The sequence below is a fragment of the Pontibacillus sp. ABV4_188 genome (assembly GCF_056311905.1).
The window spans coordinates 284799-306061 of the sequence record NZ_CM149975.1; the positions used below are offsets into that span (position 1 = coordinate 284799).

The following is a 21263-nucleotide window of genomic DNA, read 5'->3' on the forward strand; positions in this document are numbered from 1 at the left end:
CATTTGCTAGGGAGCGGTTGTTCTCTGGTAAATAAAAAGCCCTAGCCCCTCCCTGCGCATCTAAGGAAATAAGTGATATGAAACTATAACGATCGAATCTATCAGGAAACGTGACACCTGGTTTATAATAGAATCAATTAACGAAATTTTTGGTGATTAATCGAAATCGAACAGCATTGAAGGGGGATTGGGTACTTTGGATACGAAACTACTAGATTTATTAGCTCAACGGTATGATAGTGAGGAAGAAATCGTAACAGCGATTACGAACCGAGAAGCGATTTTACATCTACCAAAGGGGACAGAGCATTTTGTTAGTGACTTGCACGGGGAATACCACGCCTTTCAGCATGTGTTACGAAATGGTGCTGGGAAGGTGAAAGAAAAGATCACGGATATGTTCGGGGATGAGTTGTCGGATCAAGAAATGAATGAATTTGCCTCATTGGTGTATTATCCGGAAGATAAAGTGAAGTTAATTAAGGTTCGTATGAACAATGCACAAGAGTTGAATCAATGGTACACCGACATCATCGACTATATGATTCGACTGCTTCCTTATGTTTCTTCTAAGTACACACGTACGAAATTACATAATGCATTGCCAAAACAATTTGCTTTTATCATTGAAGAGCTATTGTATAAAACGGGGGATCATTTCAATAAGGAACAATACTATACGAAAATGGTTCAACAGATAATTTCTCTTGGACAAGCGGAGAAGTTGATCGTTGGCCTTGCGTATACGATTCAAAGACTCGTTGTGGACCACCTTCATGTTGTAGGGGATATCTATGATCGTGGTCCTGAGCCGGATAAGATTATGGATACACTCATCGATAATCATTCCGTAGATATTCAGTGGGGAAATCACGATGTACTGTGGATTGGTGCTTTTGCTGGGTCAAAGGTGTGCCTTGCTAATATTATTCGTATTTGTGCCCGGTACGCGAACCTGGATATTATTGAAGACGCGTACGGCATCAATCTTAGACCATTAGTTAATCTTGCGGAGAAATATTACGAAGATAATCCGGCTTTTAGACCTAAGCTACAACATGACGAAGAAATGTCTGATTTTGAACAAATCCAAATTGCAAAAATCCATCAAGCTATTGCGATCATTCAATTTAAACTAGAGAGCCCGATTATTAAGAGGCGACCCGATTTTCAAATGGAAGACAGGCTTTTGCTTGAGAAGGTTGATTATGATTCGGATGAGATTACGCTCCGTGGGGAGAAGTATCCTCTTGAGAATACGTGTTTTGCAACCGTTGATTCAAAACAGCCTGCAACGTTGTTAGAGGAAGAGATCGAAGTGATTGATAAGCTTCTGTTTTCTGTCCAGCATTCAGAAAAGTTGGCAAGACATATGAACTTCCTCATGAAAAAAGGCAGTCTGTATTTGAAGTATAACGGCAATTTACTCATTCATGGCTGCATTCCGTTAAATGAAGAAGGGAATATGGCTGAAATGAAAGTAGCGGATCACACCTATGCAGGTCGTGAATTACTAGATGTTTTTGAGTCGCATGTAAGGCATGCTTTCGCCCATGTTGAAGAAACAGACGATCTGGCAACCGATATTATATGGTATTTGTGGGCTGGGAAATATTCTTCCCTCTTTGGAAAGAAAGAAATGACCACGTTTGAGAGGTATTTTATTAAGGACAAACAAACGCATAAGGAGATCAAGAATCCTTACTATTACTTACGTGAGAAGCAAGAAGTTTGCCGTGACATTTTAACAGACTTCGGGTTAGACCCGGATCAGGGACATATCATTAATGGGCATACTCCTGTTAAGGAAATTGAAGGGGAAAATCCTGTGAAGGCAGATGGGAAAATGATTGTCATTGATGGTGGGTTCTCAAAGGCTTATCAGTCCACGACAGGGATCGCCGGTTACACGTTACTGTTCAATTCATATGGCATGCAGATTGTTGCTCATAAACAATTCACCTCAAAAGAAGATGTCTTAGAAAATGGGACAGATGTATTGTCTGTACGAAGGTTAGTCGATAAAGAACTAGAGCGGAAAAAGGTGCTCGAAACGAATGTTGGGGAAGAATTACAGCAGGAAATTTCGATTTTAAAGAGTCTTTTGGAGTATCGTTATATGAGTTAATGTTCTTAACGTTTGCTAGGACTATGGTGACGGGCACACATTAGTAAGCGTGAACATCGCTCCTCTATACCAGCTGTTCGTTTAAGGGTAAGGGATAATGGTATCTATTATCAAAACTTAAAGCAGAGGTGATGGGTATGTCTGTAGTATTGAGAAGAATCTATGAAGAAGACAAAATCTTAGGTGGCCACCGGGTGCTTATCGATCGAGTATGGCCGAGAGGAATATCTAAAGAAGATGCACAGTTGGATGAATGGCTCAAGGAGATCGCACCTAGTTCTTCTTTACGTAAATGGTTTGATCATGATCCAGATAAGTTTGAATTATTTAAGGAAACCTACCAAAGAGAAATTAAAGAGAGCTCTGAGGCAAGCTATAAGCTGAAAGCGTTAAAAGAAATTGCCTCCGATGGAAGGGTCGTTTTACTGTATGGTGCTAAAGATAAAGAACACAATCACGCAGTAGTTTTGAAAGACATGATCGAGAAATAAAGAAATCGGGCGGAGTTTGTTTTCCTGCTAAATGTTCAACATTAGGAGTCATAGGAGAGGGATCTCAATAGGTGGACAACCTGTTGAGATCCTTTTTTTGATCAGGTGGCGAACGAGCATTTCCTGCATCCCGTTACGAATAGGAAGCGCCAGAACCGTCCCCGCGCTTGTGCTTATTTCTAAATTTGAAATTTTATTTCAGAAATTGTGATAGTATCGATTTAATATTTCAATAGCGTTATACTTCTTGTAAGCGCTTAAACATTCCAATCTCAATTGAGGTGTAGCATTTTGAATGGAGTTTTATACAGAGTCAGAGAGTCCATTGGAACGGTAAAGCAAACAGAGAAAGTCGTAGCCCAGTATATATTACAACATCCTGAAGAAATTGTATCGATGTCGGTGCAGCAAGTTGCAGCGAATTGTTATTCGAGTCCTGCAGCTGTGCTGAGGTATTGTAAGTCGATCGGATACGAAGGGTTCAAGGATTTTAAGCTGAAATTAGCCGGTGATTTGTCGATCATTAGCTTACATGATTTAGAGAAAGAGCCGTTAGAACCAGGAGCTTCTCTAGAGAATATTATGTCGGTTATTACAAACAACAATATTCAATCGCTGTATGAGAGCTTACAGTTACTTGATAAAGAAGAGCTGACTAAAGCGTGCCGGTTTTTGATCGATGCAGAAAAAATTGATTTATACGGAGTAGGCTCTAGTTATCTTATTGCCTCAGATGCTGTGCAAAAATTTATGCGAATTAACAAGGTATGCACAGCCTATAGTGATTTTCATATGCAGCGGGTATCGGCTGTGAACCTGGGAGCGAACGATGTAGCAGTGGCCATCTCCTACTCAGGTGAAACGAAGCAGGTTATTGACTGTATTAAAGTAGCTAAAAGTCAAGGAGCAAAGGTGATTGCGATTACGAAATACGCTGACACGGAGATTAGTTCATTGGCGGATGCGGTGTTGTTTGTTGCCGCGAAGGAAGACGAATTTCGTAGTGCTGCTATGACATCAAGGATGGCGACACTTAATGTGATTGATATTTTATATACGGCCTGCGCCCATGAAGAATATGATGAGGCGCTGCACCATTTAAGAAGAACCCATGAAATCATCCAACAGAGCGGTGAAAAAGGAGGACGAAATTCTTGATACAGAATCTTACCACAGAGACACGCAACCAACATACGATGGATTTAGATGATATGAGTACCCGGGATTTTTTGAAAGTAATGAACGAAGAAGACCATAAAGTTCCTCAAGCTGTTGAACAAGAAATAAGCTCTATTGAACAAGCCGTTACCCTTGTAGTGAACTCTTTTCAGTCAGGAGGTCGCCTCATTTATATAGGAGCGGGAACAAGTGGACGCCTAGGTATTTTAGATGCAGTGGAATGTCCCCCAACCTTTGGGACAAGCTTTGAAAAAGTACGGGGGCTAATTGCTGGCGGTGAACGCGCCATTATGAAAGCTGTAGAAGGAGCGGAGGATAACGACGAACTTGCTGCTGAGGATTTAAAGGAGCTTGGATTGACTGAAAACGATACGGTAGTCGGATTAGCAGCAAGTGGAAGAACTCCTTATGTAAAAGGGGGGCTTGCTTATGCGAAAGAAGTCGGAGCACATTCAGTAGCTGTTAGTTGTAATAAAGGTGCAGAAATTAGTCAATATGCAGATGTTTCAATTGAAGTGATGGTCGGACCAGAAGTAATTACAGGATCGACTCGATTGAAGTCAGGAACCGCCCAGAAGTTAGTAGTGAACATGATTTCAACGGGGGCAATGGTCGGCATCGGTAAGGTGTACGGCAACCTCATGGTAGATGTGCAATTAACCAATCATAAATTAGTAGAGCGTGCGAAGAACATCATCGCCTTAGCAACAGGGGTCCCTTATGAAACAGCGGAGGAATACTTGAAACGCTCCGGAAGCAAACCAAAAGTAGCTATTGTGATGATCGAGAAGCAATGCGATAAAGATGAGGCAGAAGCCAGTTTAGAAGCTGCAAATGGGTTTGTACGCCACGCAATCAACTAATAGAAGGGTAGGGGAAGGATATGAACAATCGTGAGCTTGCCGGTAAAATACTTGAGCATTTAGGCGGAAAAGACAATGTTACTAGTTTTGCAAATTGTATCACCAGGCTACGTGTGAATGCGAAAGATCATTCCCGCATCAACACCGAACAACTTAAACAGTTGGATGGAGTCATGGGGGTAGTAGAAGATGAGACCATCCAAATTGTGCTTGGTCCAGGTAAGGTAACCAAAGTTGCGTATGAGTTTGGTGATTTAACAGGGATTGATGGCGGAGAAGTTGATCAAGATGAATTTGATGTCGCATCGGATACAAAGGCTTCGTACAAGGCGAAACAAACAACGAAAGTGCAGCAAGTACTTCGTCACATCGGTAATATCTTTATCCCACTTATTCCTGGTTTCGTTGCTTCTGGACTCATTTTAGGTATTGCCAATTTAATCTTGAACCTTGCCAATCCAGAAGCTGGTGTCTTGAACCCTGCTATTCTAGAATCTGATTGGTACATTCTATTACAATCAATTGGTGGATTATTATTCGGAAGCTTAGGGATATTTGTTGGTATTAATACGGCTAGAGAGTTTAGGGGGACCCTCGTTCTTGGTGGGATAGCTGGTCTCATTATTTATGCCCCAGTCTTAAGCGATATTGGCACGTTGCAATTATTAGGATTAGATTTAAAGGTTAGTACAGGACTAGGTGGTCTGTTAGGTGTTATCATTTCAGCTTATATTTTCGTGAAAATTGAATTGTTTATCAGAAGACGCATTCATGATAGTCTCGATTTACTTGTTACGCCTTTAATAACAATTCTTGTCGGTTCCTTAATTACCGTTGCTATTATTCAGCCGATTGCCGGATTTGTCATGAGTGGTATTACATGGTTCTTGGTAGACGTTATGCTTGAAGTAGGCGGAGTTGTTGGTGGATTTGTACTAGCGGCGACCTTCTTACCACTTGTTACTCTTGGCTTACACCAGGGTTTAATCCCTGTGCATCTTGAATTAATAGAAAGTATCGGCGCAACTACATTGCTTCCGGTTTTAGCAATGGCTGGGGGTGGACAAGTTGGAGCGGCTGTAGCCATCTATCTCAAGACGAAAGATGAACGCCTACGCAAAACCATTGCAAATGCCTTGCCTGTAGGAGTTCTTGGGATAGGGGAGCCACTCATTTACGGTGTATCCCTCCCACTTGGGCGTCCCTTCCTAACGGCTTGTCTAGGAGCAGGATTTGGCGGAGCATTTTTAGCCCTTACGAATATTGGAGCTATAACGGTGGGTCCATCTGGTGTAGCGTTACTTCCTCTTATATCTGACGGGAAGTATGTAACGTACATTATTGGATTGTTGATTTCTTATATTGGTGGTTTTGCGTTAACCTATCTATTCGGATTTAAGAAAGAGATGGTCGACAAGCTTTATAATCAAGAGAAAGCAGCTTGATGAGATGGAAAATGATCTTGCCTAATTGGGTGAGGTCATTTTTTTTCTTCTGGATAGAAAAATGATCTTCGTCTTCCTTCCACCTCGCGCTTTTTGTCGAAGTGTGTTGTCCCTGCTTTACGAACAGGTGGAAATCTTAAGGCCTCTGTTACCTTTTGGAGGTATGGGTAGGTCAAAAGGCCATAGATCACTTGTTTCTCTTACGTTTTGGTTCGTATAATCAAAGAAAACGTCACAGATGAGGCTTATCTGTGACAGTTTGAGACCAAAACACTACCAAAATGTCATTGATTGCTTTAATCTCTTCCCTTTTTAAGCTTTAAAACATGCGAAATGTCAGAGAGGGACGATGTACCTGTCCCCCTGGCCCAAGGTAAAAAATCGTAATGATTACCATTTACAAATAGTAATCATTACGATATGATTGTTTTCGGAAAAGGAGGAGAAGAAATGTTAAAAAAAATGATAGGCGTTCTTAGTTTAGTTGCTTTACTTTTCATAGTTACTGCTTGTGGAGAAGAAAATACGAGTAGCAGTCAAGAAAATAAAGAATCAGAGGCTCAATCAGAGTCATCCGCAGATTTAGATGAATCCTCTAAATCTGAAGAGCAAAGTGAACACAGTCATGACCATGACCACAACCATAGCCATGCTCATGATGAGGAAGCACAAAAAATTTATGATGGGTACTTTGAAGATGATCAGGTAAAAGACCGTCAACTATCTGACTGGTCAGGAGACTGGCAATCTGTATATCCATATCTTCAAGATGGAACTCTTGATGAAGTATTTTCTCATAAGGCTGAAGATGACGGTGATATGACTGCTGAAGAATATAAAGAGTATTATGAGATAGGTTATCAAACAGATGTGGAACGTATAGTAATTGAAGAAAGTAAAGTCACGTTCTTTAAAAATGGGGAAGAATCTACTGGGAAGTATACCTACGATGGATATGAGATACTTACTTATGAAGCAGGAAATAGAGGGGTTCGTTACATATTCAAACTAGATGAAGAGAATGGAAGCCTTCCTCAGTATATTCAATTCAGTGATCACAGTATCGCTCCGACTGATGCGGACCACTATCATCTCTACTGGGGCGACGACCGTGAAGCTCTATTGGATGAAGTCACAAACTGGCCAACCTATTATCCATCAGAGATGGACGGTCATGATATAGCTCATGAAATGATGAAGCATTAATTATACCAGTTCAATATAAATAGATTATAAGTTGGGGACCAATTATAGGGTCTCCAGCTTATTTTTATGTGTATCAATATGTAGGGCAGTTTCTTGACCTGGTCACGAATGGTATTTTTATTGTAGATAGGAAACGCTCCCCACTAAGCTTCCATTTTGAATATCGAGCGTAGCTGTTTACAAAGAAAGAGGATTCAATTATACTTATTAAATCGTAACGATTACGTTTTGTTTGGTTGGTGTTTATCAGCGAGAAAGCTTATACATTGTCAGGCTGTTGGTAATTAGGTAAAGCTAAGTGCCAAAAGGGATACCAGTTACGATTATAATGGGTTTCTTTGTGCAGGTAACTTATGTCCAAGCAAAATAGTGAAGTAAAGCCGAGACAAAGAGAAGTGAATTGATTTTTATTGGAAAAGGAATAGAACAACATTTAAACCGTAATAATTACTATTAATAAGGAGTTTTTTACTATGGCAAAAAAATCTATGATTGCGAAACAACAAAAAAGGCAACAAATGGTAGAAAAGTATGCTGAAAAGCGAAGAGAATTAAAAGAGAAAGGGGACTACGAAGCTCTAAGAAAACTACCTAGAGATTCTTCCCCAACTCGATCCAATAATCGTTGTGCGATTACAGGAAGACCTAAAGCGTATATGAGAAAATTTGGTATGTCCCGTATAGCATTCAGAGAATATGCTCATAAAGGTCAAATTCCTGGCGTGAAAAAAGCAAGCTGGTAGGATTCCTTAAGAGAAGGGGAATGCTGTTGTATAAATTAATTGTTATTGGTGGAGGAGTACAGGGGTCTACAGTTGCCACCTGGTTCCTCCACTTCAATAGGATAAAAGAAGAAGACTTATTAGTCATTGACCCATATGATTACCCAATGCATAAATGGATGACTACAACGAGAAAGATTGGAATGACTTATTTACGATCGCCTTCTGTTCACCATTTAGATCCTGAACCATACAGCTTAAAAAGATATGCGAGAGAAAAAGATTATAGCCAAGCATTTAGAGGATACTACAAGCGACCTCAATTACAAATGTTTAATAACCATTGCAACGATTTCTTTCAAACCGTTGGCTTGCAAAACTGCTGGAAACAAGGATGGGTGAGTGCTCTCCAGTTTCATGATGGAGTGTGGCATGTCAAGCTTTCGTCCAATGAGTGGTATCAAGCAGAAAATGTGGTTGTAGCTATTGGCGTAAATCATCAACCCTCTATACCAGAATGGGCGGAGAGCTTAAGAGAGGCTGTGCCAAAATCTGTGAAGCATGTCTTTGAGGAAGACGAAGAGAGTGCTGACTTGGATTCAGACGCTTCTGTTGTCTTTGGAGGAGGTTTATCAGCTGCTCATCTGGCAGCCACACTAGCCCAAAAGGCTGCGGAACCAGTTACATTAATTAAGCGACATCCCTTTCGAATAGAAGATTTTGATAGTGATCCAGGCTGGCTGGGACCTAAATATCTCAACAGTTATCATGAAGAATCCTCTTATACAAAGAGAAGGCAATGGATCCAACATGCCCGACATAGAGGATCTATAACCAAAAGTATGTACGCAACGTTAAGATCGTTAGAACAGCAACACAAACTGAATATAATTACGGATGAAGTGGAAGCAGCCCATCACGAGAATGGGGACATCTTACTAAACATGAAGAATAAAGAGCAAATTATAGCCAATCAGCTATTTTTAGCTACGGGTGCGAAAGCTGGTTTGCCGGGTGAAAGTTGGTTGTCCTCAACAATCAAGGAGCATCATTTGCCTTGTGCGCCCTGTGGATTTCCCATCGTAGACCAACAATTAAAATGGAGTAGGGGATTATATGTTTCAGGAGCTTTAGCAGAGCTAGAGGTTGGCCCTGTGTCAAGAAATATAGCCGGTGCTAGAAAAGCTGCTGAACGAATTTTCCAAGCTTTCCCTGTTTTGGAGGTAAGTACATGAACAAAAAAGTACCTGTAACCGAACAGAAGAAAACTTAGTGGAAATGCAAAACGGTTGTATATGTTATATCTGGTTTTTTCTAATGTTTTTGTTATAGCTTTTGGTCAAAAATATTTTGGTAATGAAACGTTCCTCTCTTAAAGCTAATACAATATCGGATAATGAGAAAAAATCTCTAATGTAGGGGTTTTCTTCATTTGAATTGTTCGTTATAGTATCGACCACATAGTAAGTGGGGTGAAACCATGAGTGATTATTTAGTTAAGCAACTGACCAATAAGATAGTACGTGCTTTACCTAAGGAAAAGAAAGACATCTACAACTATGTGATGAGAATGGAAGATGATATTGAAAAAGAGTTTGCCACTTCAGCGGAGTTTCTCGATTATCTAAGGAGTGAAGCTCCTCATAAGCTGGCAGCGGAACATTTTGAACTCACACTTCCTGGACTGTTACAAATTATGAAAGACGTGGAGATCGATATTGACCGGCAATTAACTTCAATGATGAACGAAGTTAAATGGATAGATTGCACGGATTATGTTTTTCCTAATTCAAATAAGAAGCAGAAAGTGTTTTACGTATCGTTACCAAAGTAATGATCTAGTGCCTTATTAAAAACCCTTACTTGATCAAACGTTTGATCAAGTAAGGGTTTTTGCATTAAAGAGGTCTTTAATAAGGGGCTATTCTGTCTAAGGCTTCTATGACCTTTTGTAGGTATGGGTAGCTCAAAAGGTCAGAGATCACGTGTTTCTTTTACGTTTTGGTTTGTTTGATCAAAGAAGACGTCACAGAAGGGGGTTATCTGTGACTGTTGGAGACCAAAACACTAGCGAAATGTCATCGATTGCTTTGATCTCTTCCCTTTTTAAGCTTTAAATCTAGCGAAGTGTCAGAGAGGGACGATGTACCTGTCCCCCTGGCCCGCGCCTTTATTATTGACGGCGCTGTTACTCAATTGTACAATATGTTACATTGATGTAACGTTGAGGGAGTGAAAGGAATGAACAAAACACAAACAACGATCGTGAACGTCGCGATTGATGTACTCTCGAAAGACGAGGGGGCGTCGATGGAGACAATTGCGGAACAAGCGGGTGTGAGTCGGATGACGATTCATCGCTATTTCAAGAATCGGGAGCGATTGTTTGCTTCCATCCATGATGTGTTGATTGAGAGGACGTTAGCTATATTTAATGAATCGATGGAAACGATAGAGGATCCATTGGAGCAAATGAAATCGATCATCAAGACGAATGCGGGACAACAGGGGTTTCACCTTTTATTTCGCGAACATGGGCATCATGAAGAGCACGATCCGGAAACGTGCAAGTTTTCTAAGGTGAACAAGGAATTGTATGCATTGATTGGAAGGTTAAGGGATGCAGGGCATATTGATGCTTCCATGCCAGATGCCTGGGTCTTTCATATGTATGACGGAGTGCTGTTAACGGCTTGGGAGTCGATGCACAATGGCACGGTGGCTCCAAAAGAGATACCAGCGCTTGCGTGGAGAACGTTTGAGAAGGGATTGTTGTCATGAGGTTCGATGAGGAATACCAACAGAACACAAAGCAATGGACCTTACCGGATGAGCAATTTACGGAGTGGTTGAGGGCTGTTCCGGCTGGGCGGGTACTTGATCTTGGTGCAGGGGAAGGTGGCAACAGTTTTTGGCTCGCAGAGCGGGGCTGGGATGTGACAAGTATTGATTCTTCCGAGTCGGCTGTACAATTTATCGAGGAATATTCTCAGAAGAAAGGCTATTCGGTTAAAGCAGAAGTAGCCGATGCACGCACGTACACGGGCGAATCAGCGTTTGATTTGATTCTCCTCTCGTTTGTCCATTTTTCGAAAAGAGACCGTGAAACTCTGTTCGCGAGGTTAGACAAACAGCTCGTTGAGGATGGGCTATTCCTATATCTCGGATTAATTAAAACAGAAGACGAGCTTCCACCTGGAGGTCTCTTGGAGGAGTTCCCAGCGTCTGATGAAGTGGCACGGGAAGTGGAGACCGTCCCATCTCTTTTCGTCATTGATCAGGGAGACGTTAGGAGAGAGCTTCCGATCGGGATTAAAGAAGGCATGTACCTGGCGCAAACGTCACATGTGAAAGCAAGAAAGGGGAGAGGGTAGTTGGAGCATTATGAAGTGACTGTAATAGGAGCAGGCCCTGCCCCCGTGGTAGCAGAAATAAATCATGAAATGGCTATAGAAGACTGGAAGAGAGGTGGGGTATCATGACAAAACCGGTTTACGATACTTATTATCAAGAAGAGGATTATTCCGGAGCTCCTTATCCTGGACTGGTGGCATTCTTTAAGGAGTATGAACCAAAAGGGCGTGTCCTGGACCTAGGATGCGGGCAAGGGAGAGATGCCTTAGCATTAGCGAGGTTGGGGTATACGGTAACAGGTGTTGATATCTCCGCTGTCGGGATTGAACAAATGAATCAAGCTGCCCGTGCCGAGCAATTGAACGTGACCGGGAAAGTAGGAGACATCCACACGTATCCCATAGGTAAGGAACACGATATGGTCCTGCTGGATTCCATGTTGCACTTTTATAAACAAGACGCCGAGAAGGAAAAGAAACTCGTTCAGCGTATTGGGACAGAGTTGAAAAACACAGGGGTATTGGCCATTTTTATGATGGAAGGGAAGAAGCGGGAGGCAGACTTGAAGTGTTTTCTTGATGAGATGGAGGTCAAATGGGAAGTTCTTGCCGATCGTTATACTGACTACCCTAAATTCAACGCGCGCTACCACATGTACATTTTGAGAAAGGAGGCTCTAGGATAGGGGGGGAGAGAGCCCCTGAATCGTTACCAAAGTAATGATCTAGTGCCTTATTACAAACTCTTACTTGATCAAACGTTTGATCAAGTAAGGGTTTTTTGAGTGAAAGAGGTTCTTAATAGGGGGTTATTCTATTTAATGCTTCTATAACCTTTTGAAGGTATGGGTAGCTCGAAAGGTCATAGATCACGTGTTTCTTTTACGTTTTGGTTCGTATAATCAAAGAAAACGTCACAGATCGGGCTTGTCTCTGACTGTTTGAGACCAAAACACTACCAAAATGTCATCGATTGCTTTGATCTCTTCCCTTTTCAAGCCTTAAGTTTAGCGAAATGTCAGAGAGGGACAATGTACCTGTCCCCCTGGCCCACGAATCCGGTAATCTCATGTATAATAAATACATAATGTAGAAAGAGTGAACCAGTACTTAATTCGAAGGGGGACAAAGAATGAGAAGGATCATCTTATCAACCGAAAGCGGTGCCGACTTGCCAAGGGATTTAGCTGAAACGTACGATATTCAAGTAGTGCCCATGCACATCATCATGGACGGGGAAGATTATTTAGACGGTCATCTGCCGGTCGAGGATATTTATGACTACTACGAACGCACGAAGAAGATCCCCTCTACGACCTCCACCAATGCTCACGAGTACGAAGAGTTCTTTACCCATATAAGAGAGAAATTCCCGGATTGCATCATTGTACATATAGGATATACATCAAAAGCGTCGTCTTCTTTTCAAAATGCTGTTATTGCAGCTGAAGAATTTGAAGACATTCACCTCATTGATGCTCTGAACGTTACGGGAGGTTTAGCTGCGATTGTGATGTATGCTACTAACGTTTTAGAGAAAGAACCTGGCATTGAAGCGGAACAGTTAGTTGAAAAAATAGAGGCCGTCGTTCCTAAATCAAGGCTCGCTTTCATACCAGGCAGTCTTGAGTTTCTTAAAGCGGGAGGACGAGTCAGCAATATGGCTTCTTTGATTGGGACTCTGTTGAAAATAAAGCCATGCATAGAGTTGAAGGATGGAAAGCTTATGTCCACTAAAAAGTACCGCGGGAAAATGAGTGGAGCTACGGAAAAGCTCTTGAAGGATTACGTAAATGAATTCAACATCGATCGAAAACAACTGTATTTTATCTACTCAATAGGCTTGGACGAAAAGATCAAGCAGCGGATGGAAGAGGTCGCCAAAGAGAACGGATTCGACAATGTGAGATGGATCCAAGCAGGCGGTATGATTTCGACTCATTCTGGACCCGGGGGCTTTGGTGTAGCGGGGTTAGAGAAATAGTATAAAGGAGGCTACATGAAAATCTCGATGTGAGACTATCTTCTTTAAAAATGATTGGGGGAGTTATGATGAAGCTGGTCGTAGGGATAATTCTTGTTGTGATGAGTGTTGTACACGTCATTTATGGAGAAAAGATACAAGTGGATGAATTAAAGAAGTTAAATGCTAGCCATCTATTAATTGGATCTTTTAGGGTCATGTCCTTACAGGGTGGGATGATCCTATTCGCAGTGGGTGTAGTAGAAGTCTTAGCTTTTTACAATCTTGTTGTATTAACGGGGGTTGCAGCCTATATACCATTAGGAATTCTTTGTTTGAATGTATTATCAGTTTTAATTGTTTCTTTCATTAAACATAAAGAATTAATCAAAGCTGTAATCCCTCAACTTTTAATTTTTCTAATTATAATAGTCCTTGAATTGCTGACGGTTATTTAACATTCAAAGTACCGAGGGGAGTTGGGGAAGTGGTATTTTGTTGAAAGAAAAGTACAGAAGATTGTAGCCTTGTAACAGGCTACAATGAATGAGAGGCTAAGCTTAATTATGCTTGCATCGGTTCAAAAGTCTTGCAATCCGTTTCTTGTTGAGAAGAAGCGGTATTGCCGGATTCACTAATGATCGAGATAGACGTTGCACCACATTTTTCTCCACCTTCATTGTGGACGCAGTTCTTCACTTCACATAGTACGTCTAGAGCCAAGTCAATCACCTCCTAAAAGTTAGTTTTCTTCATAAAGACCCCTTTTACACGTGTTAATATTTGTACTAAAAAAAGCCTTCCTTAAGAAAAGGGAGGCTTATGGTATAGATACTTACTTCAAATGTATGTTCTAGTCTGTAAACTGCTCTTCCTCCGTAGAACCCTTCAACGCCACAGTAGAAGACGTCCGCCCGGAAATCACCTGAGCCACTTCATCAAAGTACCCTGTTCCGACCTCGCGTTGATGGCGCGTAGCGGAATAGCCATCCTTCTCGCTAGCGAACTCCGCTTGCTGGAGTTCGGAGTAGGCTTCCATGCCTCTTTCTTTGTATTCTCTTGAAAGTTCAAACATGCTGTGATTGAGAGCGTGGAAACCAGCGAGTGTGACGAATTGGAACTTGTAGCCCATCTTACTTAACTTTTGCTGGAACTCGGCAATGGTGTCATCACTTAATTTCTTCTTCCAATTGAAAGAAGGGGAGCAGTTGTAAGCGAGCAGTTTACCAGGGTACTGTTCATGAATGGCTTCTGCAAATTGCTTTGCTTCTTCTAGATTAGGTTCAGAGGTTTCACACCATACCAAATCCGCATAAGGGGCATAGGAAAGCCCGCGTGCAATGGCCTGATCAAGCCCTGCGCGTGTTTTGTAAAACCCTTCAGCTGTTCGTTCACCTGTGAGGAAAGGAGCATCCGTTGGGTCAATATCACTTGTAATTAAGTCAGCTGCATTGGCGTCTGTTCGGGCAATAATGACCGTCGGAACGCCCATCACATCGGCAGCAAAACGGGCAGAGATTAAATTTCGTACGGCGGTCTGAGTAGGGAGTAGTACTTTTCCGCCGAGGTGCCCGCACTTCTTCTCTGAGGAAAGTTGATCTTCAAAGTGAACAGCCGAGGCACCGGCCTCAATCATGCTTTTCATCAGTTCGAACACGTTCAGCTGCCCTCCAAAACCTGCTTCTGCATCGGCAACAATCGGAGCAAACCAGTCAATATCGCTGTTTCCTTCCATATGGTGAATCTGATCCGCTCGTTGAAGGGCTTGGTTAATGCGCTTCACAACTTGAGGGACACTATTTGCAGGGTAAAGACTTTGGTCTGGATACATGTGGCCAGAGAGGTTCGCATCCGCTGCCACTTGCCATCCGCTTAAGTAAATGGCCTTCAGTCCAGCTTTTACTTGTTGCATGGCCTGATTACCGGTCAGGGCACCGAGTGCGTGAACGTAGTTCTCTTCTTGTAATAAACGCCAAAGTTTCTTTGCTCCTTGATTAGCAAGCGTGTACTCGATATCCATTGATCCTCTTAACTTAATAACATCTTCTGCTTCATATGGACGTGTCACATTTCCATAGCGGCTTTCATCTTTCCAATCTTTCAATAGTTTTTCGATACGTTCGTTTGTCATCCCCGTAATCCCCCTTAAGGTAAGTGTTTATAAGCTTGGAGTGTTAAAAACTCAGCAAACTCGTCATCACGAATGAGTTTCTCAAATAAGCGATCTGCCAGCTTATACGACCCATTCTTAAAAGCTTCTGGTCCAACCTCTTGTTGAATAGCTAGTAATTCCTCCTGCTTCCATTGCTCAACTAATTCAAACGTGACCTTTCTGCCATCGTCTAAAATTCCTTTAGGATGACGAATCCACTGCCACACCTGAGCACGGGAAATCTCTGCAGTTGCAGCGTCTTCCATGAGGTTATGGATAGGAGCAGCGCCTCGGCCGTCAAGCCATGAGGTTAGATATTGAATACCGACATTGATATTCGTGCGAACGCCTGCTTCTGTTATAGATCCTTCAGGTATTTCGAGTAAGTTCTCCTCTGTCACCTGAAGATCTGTAATGAGCCGGTTGATTTGGTTCGGTGTTTGCATATGTTCGTTAAATACGTCCATAGCGGTATGGACCATAGCAGGGTGAGCGACCCATGTACCATCATGGCCGCCCGTTACTTCTCTTTGTTTATCAGCTTTTACTTTCTCGAAAGCTTCTTTGTTTCGCTGGTCGTCGTTCTTAACTGGGATTTGTGCTGCCATTCCTCCTATGGCTGGTGCACCTCTCTTGTGGCAGGTTTGGATCGTTAGAAGAGAGTAGGCTCTCATAAATGGACTCGTCATCGTTACTTCAGAGCGATCAGGTAGGATAACGGAGGGGTCATTTCGAAATTTCTTAAGATAACTGAAGATGTAATCCCATCGCCCGCAGTTCAAACCAGCCGAATGTTCCCTCAGTTCATACAGAATTTCATCCATTTCAAAGGCAGCTAAGATCGTCTCTAATAAGACGGTGGCCTTAATGGTTCCGGTCGGGATATTTAATGCTTTTTGCGAAAATAAGAAGACGTCATTCCAAAGTCTTGCTTCTAAATGGTTTTCGAGTTTCGGCAAGTAAAAGTAAGGTCCAGAACCCTTCTCTATGAGCTGCTTCGCATTATGAAAGAAATAAAGTCCAAAATCGACTAAGCTAGCCGAAGCGGCTTCACCATGTAAGGTCATATTCTTCTCTTCAAGATGCCATCCTCTTGGGCGAACCATTAGAGTGGCCGTTTCTTCTTTTAATTCATAGACTTTGCCTTTGTCATTTTGGAAAGAGATCGTTCCTCGAATCGCATCTCGTAAATTAATCTGTCCTTGAATGGTATTGGCCCATGTTGGCGAATGGGCGTCTTCGAAATCCGCCATAAAGACCTTGGCACCGGAGTTAAGGCCGTTAATGACCATTTTTCGATCAACTGGCCCTGTTATTTCAACTCGGCGATCCTGCAAATCATGAGGGAGGGGAGCAATACGCCACTCTGTTTCTCTGATTGAGGCAGAACCTTTAAGGAAAGATGGTTTCATTCCAGTGTCTAATTGATTCTGAATTTCTTTCCTCTTTGCTAATAGCTCTAATCTTCTAGAGTTAAAACGATGATGAAGCTGTTCTAAGAAAGCCAAAGCATCAGGGGTCAAAATTTCAGCGAAGGAAGGAGAAACGTCTCCCTCCACCACCCAGTTATTTGTTTTCCTTTCCAAATAAAACGCCACCTTTTTAAAGGAATTAAAACGGTATGAATGCTGATATAACAGAGAAATTACTCATCTTTCTTCGATAAACAGCGGTCGCATTCCATCATGTACGTATAAACTTGAGATTTCACTTCCGTCCCACACTGTGGGCACGAAACTGTATTTTTTTGATCTGACTTTTTCATGAATGATTCGCTCCTTTTATATAACAAGATTAAATTTTGGTAACTGTTATGGTACAGATTACGCAAGAGGGCTTGGTTATGGAACTGTTATTTATAGTTTTTATTAAAAGTTACGTCCTTTTTACTTGTATAAATTCTATAAGCCCGGATGATCTTCGCTTTCCAAGACCATATAAAAAAGCAAAGAACCCTAGGGAAAATAACCTTAGGGTTCTTTGCTGTCGTTCGTAATCATCTTTCACTACAGAGAGCCGTTTAAAACCAGAAGAAACCAATTATAGCCGTAATTGAAACGGCTGCGCCAGCTAGAATGAAAGCAATTTCGGTACTAGTATTATGTTCCGGGTGTTTAAGCTCTTTTACTTCTCGTTTTAATTTCTCAAATTCTTCACGAGTAGGATGGTCCATCGGAAATGCCTCCGATCTGTATTAAGCGATGTCTTGCTTTTGGAATCTGTAAAAACCAATAAAGGCTAACACAATAGAGTAAACGGCAATGATTGTTAGAGAAAATAGGAGGCCTTCTCCTGCTCCCAATACCATGGGCTGTTTGATGATTTCATTATCGCTGTAAACCTCAAGTATTAGGTTCGGGTAGATAAAGTAACTTGTATTCCAATCTAATAGGTGAAGAACCCCCGTAATCATGCTACCAGCTGTATCGATCACAAAGAATAAAACAACCGCCACAGTTGTGCTCTTAAATAAGGTTCCAATAATGACGGAAAGACAGAGGTAAAACACGTAAACAGGAATTTTGTATAAACAACCTAACGCAGTTGTTACTAAAAGGTTCTCAGAAGCCGTTGATGCATCAAACATCAATGTAGATACTAGATAAATGACAATGTTGAAAACGACCATAAGCATAAGGGTAGCCAGGAAGCCGCTCACTAGTTTGGATCCGAGTATAGACAGTCGAGAAATAGGTCGGATCGCCAGTTGCTTAATCGTTCCTTTATGGAATTCGCTCGTAATAGACGAGGTTGTGATAATGACTCCGTAAAATAACAGAAATGTTCCATTTATAATCGTTTGAGAAGTAATTAGAAACGACTCAGCTGACGGGAGCGCTCCTTCGTTCAAAAAGATGCGTAGGGAGATCGATATAACAAGGTATAACCCTAACACGATAACGAGAAACCATTTTACGCCGTTTCGATACCAGGTCTTTAATAGTTCATTATACATTAAAGAGCTCATGCTTTTTCGCCTCCTGTCAGTTCTAGGAATTGGTCTTCAAGGGTATCTTTCAGGATGACTTCATACAATAGTATGCCTTGGTCTGAAGCTTCTTTAATAATAGTCGGTATTTGATCTTGTTCAACCCCAGAAAGCGTTATGTACTTCTTATCTTCTTCTACTGTACCGTATTTCTCGAGCACAGGAGTGAGGTCTTTATTAGAAGTAGCACGGAATAAAGCATTTACTTTTTGTTGTTCCGAGTCAGTTGTTTCATTCATGGAGAATTGTTTGACGAACTTCCCGTCTTGGATAATCAAGACTTCATCGCACATCATTTCCGCTTCCGACAAAAGGTGAGTGGATACAAGTACAGTCACGCCTTCGTCATCTGCCAGGGTTCTGAGATAGCTTCGCAGCTCCCGAATCCCTTTTGGATCGAGGCCATTTGTCGGTTCATCTAGAATAAGGATGGACGGTTTATGAAGGAGAGCCTGTGCGATCCCGAGCCTTTGCTTCATACCTAGGGAATATGTCTTCACTTTATCATTAATAGCTCCTGACAATTCTACAAAATCTACGAGCTCATTAATCCGGTCTTGCGAAATCTTAGGTGTGTGCATACGGCTAAAGTGTTGCATGTTCTGTGTTCCGGACATTAGGTTATACATCTCTGGATTTTCAACTACAGCCCCAATACTTGAAAGTGCTTTGTTTCGTTCAGTCTTGATGTTATGCCCATTCACAACAATTTCTCCTTTGTCAGCGTGAAGAAGGCTTACAAGCATACGAATCGTTGTTGTTTTACCGGCGCCGTTAGGACCAAGAAATCCATAAATTTTCCCTTTATCAAGTTCGAAGGAAAGGTCATCAATAATCGTCTTTTTCTTAAACGACTTTGATAGATTTTTAACTACAAGTGGTTTGGATGACAAACAATCAGCTCCTTTTTTATGTACTGTATTCCTTTACGTGTATGGTAAATAAAAGGTTTCATTCCATTTTAAGGAACACAATCACTACCGTACCACAAACTTACATTATGTGGAATGGGAAACGGTAGATAAATAGAAAATATTGGAGTAATAAGTCGTTCATTCCCAATGGAGAGAGTTTTCATTCGTTTTACTGTTCGCCCTCTGTAGTATATAATGGATTGTCAAAGAAGAAGAAAAGTTGGGAAGTGCCTATGAATAAACGTAAGAATAACGGATATAAGAAGTCTGGGAATAAAACCAGAAATAAACCCAATAGTTCTGAGAAAACGTACGGAAAGAAACAAGCAACGCGCGGAAATCGTGGAGACAGCAAATCAAAAGGCAAGCGTAATGCGCCTGATAAACATCAGCGTGGAGGCGGGAAAGCTATTACTGCTGAAGTGACTTGCTCTGGTCTGACTGCTGAGGGCAAAGGCATTGCTCAGTGGGATGGGAAAGAACTTGAGGTTCCGCATCTCTTACCTGGTGAGAAGGCAGAAGTCCTTGTTTCTAAACAAGGTCCATATGTGAATGCGGAAGTGAAGCGGGTTATAAGCGCGGCGAAAGAACGCGTGGAGCCACCATGCCCGTATTATTATCAGTGCGGAGGCTGCCAGCTTCAACATATGACGAATAACGCCCAAGATCGCTTCAAACAGAAAACGATCGATAAACTAATGAAGCCATTTGGCAAGCCACTTCCGATTATGACAATGGATCACCCGTATGATTATCGAAATAAGAGTCATACCACATTTGGCCTAAACCATAATCGTCAGGTGATTGGTGGTCTTTATGCACAGAATAGCCATGAGATTATTCCAATGGATCGTTGTTTGATTCACGATCCGAAAGCGGACGAGATTGTGAATACAATTAAAGACTATCTCAAGAATTCGAAAATGCAGCCTTATAATGAAGACACGGGACAAGGCTTTCTGCGCCACGTGCTCATTAAGGTCGGTAAGGTCAGCGGTGAGATTATGGTCGTACTCGTTACCGCCTCATCTGAATTCAAGGGAAAGAATAATTTCGTAACAGCTTTACGAAAAGCTCATCCTGAAATTACAACCCTTCTTATGAACGTGAACAACAAGAAAACGTCTATGGTTCTTGGCGATCAGGAGAAGGTCCTGTTTGGTAAAGGAACGATAACGGATACGCTTGGTGGAATGGAATTCGAGATCTCAGCTAAATCATTCTATCAAATCAACCCGGTTCAAACGGAGAAATTGTATGGGAAAGCCATTGAAATGGCTGAACTTACAGGAAATGAAACCGTAATCGACGCCTACTGCGGAATTGGTACAATCGGTCTTATTGCCAGTAAAGAGGCTGGCAACGTAATTGGCGTTGAGCTAAACAAAGACGCTGTTCGCGACGCTATTCGCAACTCTAAGCGTAATGGTGTGAAGAATGCACGCTTCTATCAAGGAGATGCCGGTGAGTTTATGGTCAACATGGCTTCAAAGGGTGAGAAAGCTGATGTCGTTATTATGGACCCGCCACGAAGCGGTAGTGACGAAGCGTTTTTATCAAGTGTGGCGAAGCTTAAACCGAAGCGCGTCGTGTATGTATCATGTAACCCAGAAACGCAGGCTCGTGATTTGAAGTACTTGGTGAAGAATGGATATCAGGTTGATGGTATTCAGCCAGTTGATATGTTCCCGCAAACTTATCATGTAGAGTCCGTGGTGAAATTAGTACGGAAAGATTAAGCAGGAAGACTACTCCCTTTATACAGGGCGTAGTCTTCTTTTTATATCTTTTTAGGACTGGGGAGGTAGTGTGTGCTAGTGTTAATGGTAAATATTATGAAACTCTAACAATTGGATAA

At 41.8% G+C, this 21263-nt stretch carries 21 protein-coding genes; 15 read left to right on the forward strand and 6 right to left on the reverse strand.

Annotated elements, in window-relative coordinates:
• Window positions 1–196 precede the first annotated feature (196 nt).
• The 14 genes from ACYX4O_RS01645 (at window position 197) to ACYX4O_RS01710 (ending at window position 13808) form a co-directional block, all read left to right on the forward strand.
• Window positions 197–2128 (forward strand): fructose-1,6-bisphosphatase, encoded by a 1932-nt coding sequence (locus tag ACYX4O_RS01645; RefSeq protein ID WP_476353990.1) that lies wholly within the window; start codon window positions 197–199, stop codon window positions 2126–2128.
• 137 nt (window positions 2129–2265) lie between these two features.
• On the forward strand, window positions 2266–2619 hold the full coding sequence (locus ACYX4O_RS01650; protein WP_476353992.1) for a DUF488 domain-containing protein: 354 nt from the start codon (window positions 2266–2268) through the stop codon (window positions 2617–2619).
• Window positions 2620–2910: 291 nt separating this feature from the next.
• On the forward strand, window positions 2911–3777 hold the full coding sequence (locus ACYX4O_RS01655; RefSeq protein ID WP_476353994.1) for a MurR/RpiR family transcriptional regulator: 867 nt from the start codon (window positions 2911–2913) through the stop codon (window positions 3775–3777).
• Complete coding sequence (murQ, locus tag ACYX4O_RS01660; protein ID WP_476353996.1) at window positions 3774–4661, forward strand: N-acetylmuramic acid 6-phosphate etherase; 888 nt, start codon at window positions 3774–3776, stop codon at window positions 4659–4661. Before ACYX4O_RS01655 ends, murQ begins: the two co-directional genes overlap by 4 nt.
• Before the next feature lie 20 nt (window positions 4662–4681).
• The gene (locus ACYX4O_RS01665) at window positions 4682–6106 is read left to right on the forward strand and encodes a PTS transporter subunit EIIC (RefSeq protein WP_476353998.1); all 1425 of its coding nucleotides are present in this window, start codon (window positions 4682–4684) and stop codon (window positions 6104–6106) included.
• Window positions 6107–6556: 450 nt separating this feature from the next.
• Window positions 6557–7312, forward strand: a complete 756-nt coding sequence (locus ACYX4O_RS01670; RefSeq protein WP_476354000.1) for a metal-binding protein ZinT — start codon at window positions 6557–6559, stop codon at window positions 7310–7312.
• A gap of 473 nt (window positions 7313–7785) precedes the next feature.
• Window positions 7786–8055 carry a 30S ribosomal protein S14 gene (gene rpsN / locus ACYX4O_RS01675; RefSeq protein WP_476354002.1) on the forward strand — a complete coding sequence of 90 codons (270 nt, stop codon included), beginning with the start codon at window positions 7786–7788 and terminating at the stop codon, window positions 8053–8055.
• Window positions 8056–8081: 26 nt separating this feature from the next.
• Entirely contained in the window at window positions 8082–9269 is a 1188-nt protein-coding gene (locus ACYX4O_RS01680; RefSeq protein WP_476354004.1) for an FAD-dependent oxidoreductase, read from the forward strand.
• A 245-nt stretch (window positions 9270–9514) separates the two neighbouring features.
• Window positions 9515–9868, forward strand: coding sequence for a hypothetical protein (locus tag ACYX4O_RS01685; RefSeq protein WP_476354006.1), 354 nt, complete (start codon window positions 9515–9517; stop codon window positions 9866–9868).
• A gap of 407 nt (window positions 9869–10275) precedes the next feature.
• Window positions 10276–10815 (forward strand): TetR/AcrR family transcriptional regulator, encoded by a 540-nt coding sequence (locus ACYX4O_RS01690; RefSeq protein WP_476354008.1) that lies wholly within the window; start codon window positions 10276–10278, stop codon window positions 10813–10815.
• Complete coding sequence (locus tag ACYX4O_RS01695; RefSeq protein ID WP_476354010.1) at window positions 10812–11408, forward strand: SAM-dependent methyltransferase; 597 nt, start codon at window positions 10812–10814, stop codon at window positions 11406–11408. Before ACYX4O_RS01690 ends, ACYX4O_RS01695 begins: the two co-directional genes overlap by 4 nt.
• A 104-nt stretch (window positions 11409–11512) precedes the next feature.
• Window positions 11513–12073: a class I SAM-dependent methyltransferase gene (locus ACYX4O_RS01700; protein WP_476354012.1), complete on the forward strand. Its 561-nt coding sequence runs from the start codon at window positions 11513–11515 to the stop codon at window positions 12071–12073.
• A 446-nt stretch (window positions 12074–12519) separates the two neighbouring features.
• The gene (locus tag ACYX4O_RS01705) at window positions 12520–13371 is read left to right on the forward strand and encodes a DegV family protein (RefSeq protein WP_476354014.1); all 852 of its coding nucleotides are present in this window, start codon (window positions 12520–12522) and stop codon (window positions 13369–13371) included.
• 29 nt (window positions 13372–13400) lie between these two features.
• Complete coding sequence (locus tag ACYX4O_RS01710; RefSeq protein WP_476354016.1) at window positions 13401–13808, forward strand: hypothetical protein; 408 nt, start codon at window positions 13401–13403, stop codon at window positions 13806–13808.
• A 106-nt stretch (window positions 13809–13914) separates the two neighbouring features.
• On the opposite strand, the gene ACYX4O_RS01715 is transcribed toward ACYX4O_RS01710, so the two are convergent.
• From ACYX4O_RS01715 to ACYX4O_RS01740, 6 genes are all read right to left on the reverse strand, one after another.
• Window positions 13915–14073 (reverse strand): DUF1540 domain-containing protein, encoded by a 159-nt coding sequence (locus ACYX4O_RS01715; protein ID WP_476354018.1) that lies wholly within the window; start codon window positions 14071–14073, stop codon window positions 13915–13917.
• Window positions 14074–14203: 130 nt separating this feature from the next.
• On the reverse strand, window positions 14204–15481 hold the full coding sequence (gene aceA / locus ACYX4O_RS01720; protein WP_476354020.1) for an isocitrate lyase: 1278 nt from the start codon (window positions 15479–15481) through the stop codon (window positions 14204–14206).
• Window positions 15482–15495: 14 nt separating this feature from the next.
• On the reverse strand, window positions 15496–17088 hold the full coding sequence (aceB, locus tag ACYX4O_RS01725) for a malate synthase A (protein WP_476354022.1): 1593 nt from the start codon (window positions 17086–17088) through the stop codon (window positions 15496–15498).
• A gap of 434 nt (window positions 17089–17522) precedes the next feature.
• Window positions 17523–17675 carry a hypothetical protein gene (locus ACYX4O_RS01730; RefSeq protein ID WP_476354024.1) on the reverse strand — a complete coding sequence of 51 codons (153 nt, stop codon included), beginning with the start codon at window positions 17673–17675 and terminating at the stop codon, window positions 17523–17525.
• A gap of 21 nt (window positions 17676–17696) precedes the next feature.
• Window positions 17697–18470, reverse strand: coding sequence for an ABC transporter permease (locus ACYX4O_RS01735; RefSeq protein ID WP_476354025.1), 774 nt, complete (start codon window positions 18468–18470; stop codon window positions 17697–17699).
• Entirely contained in the window at window positions 18467–19384 is a 918-nt protein-coding gene (locus ACYX4O_RS01740; protein ID WP_476354028.1) for an ABC transporter ATP-binding protein, read from the reverse strand. Before ACYX4O_RS01740 ends, ACYX4O_RS01735 begins: the two co-directional genes overlap by 4 nt.
• Window positions 19385–19638: 254 nt before the next feature.
• On the opposite strand from ACYX4O_RS01740, the gene rlmD reads away from it, so the two are divergent.
• The gene (gene rlmD / locus ACYX4O_RS01745) at window positions 19639–21144 is read left to right on the forward strand and encodes a 23S rRNA (uracil(1939)-C(5))-methyltransferase RlmD (RefSeq protein ID WP_476354030.1); all 1506 of its coding nucleotides are present in this window, start codon (window positions 19639–19641) and stop codon (window positions 21142–21144) included.
• Window positions 21145–21263 lie beyond the last annotated feature (119 nt).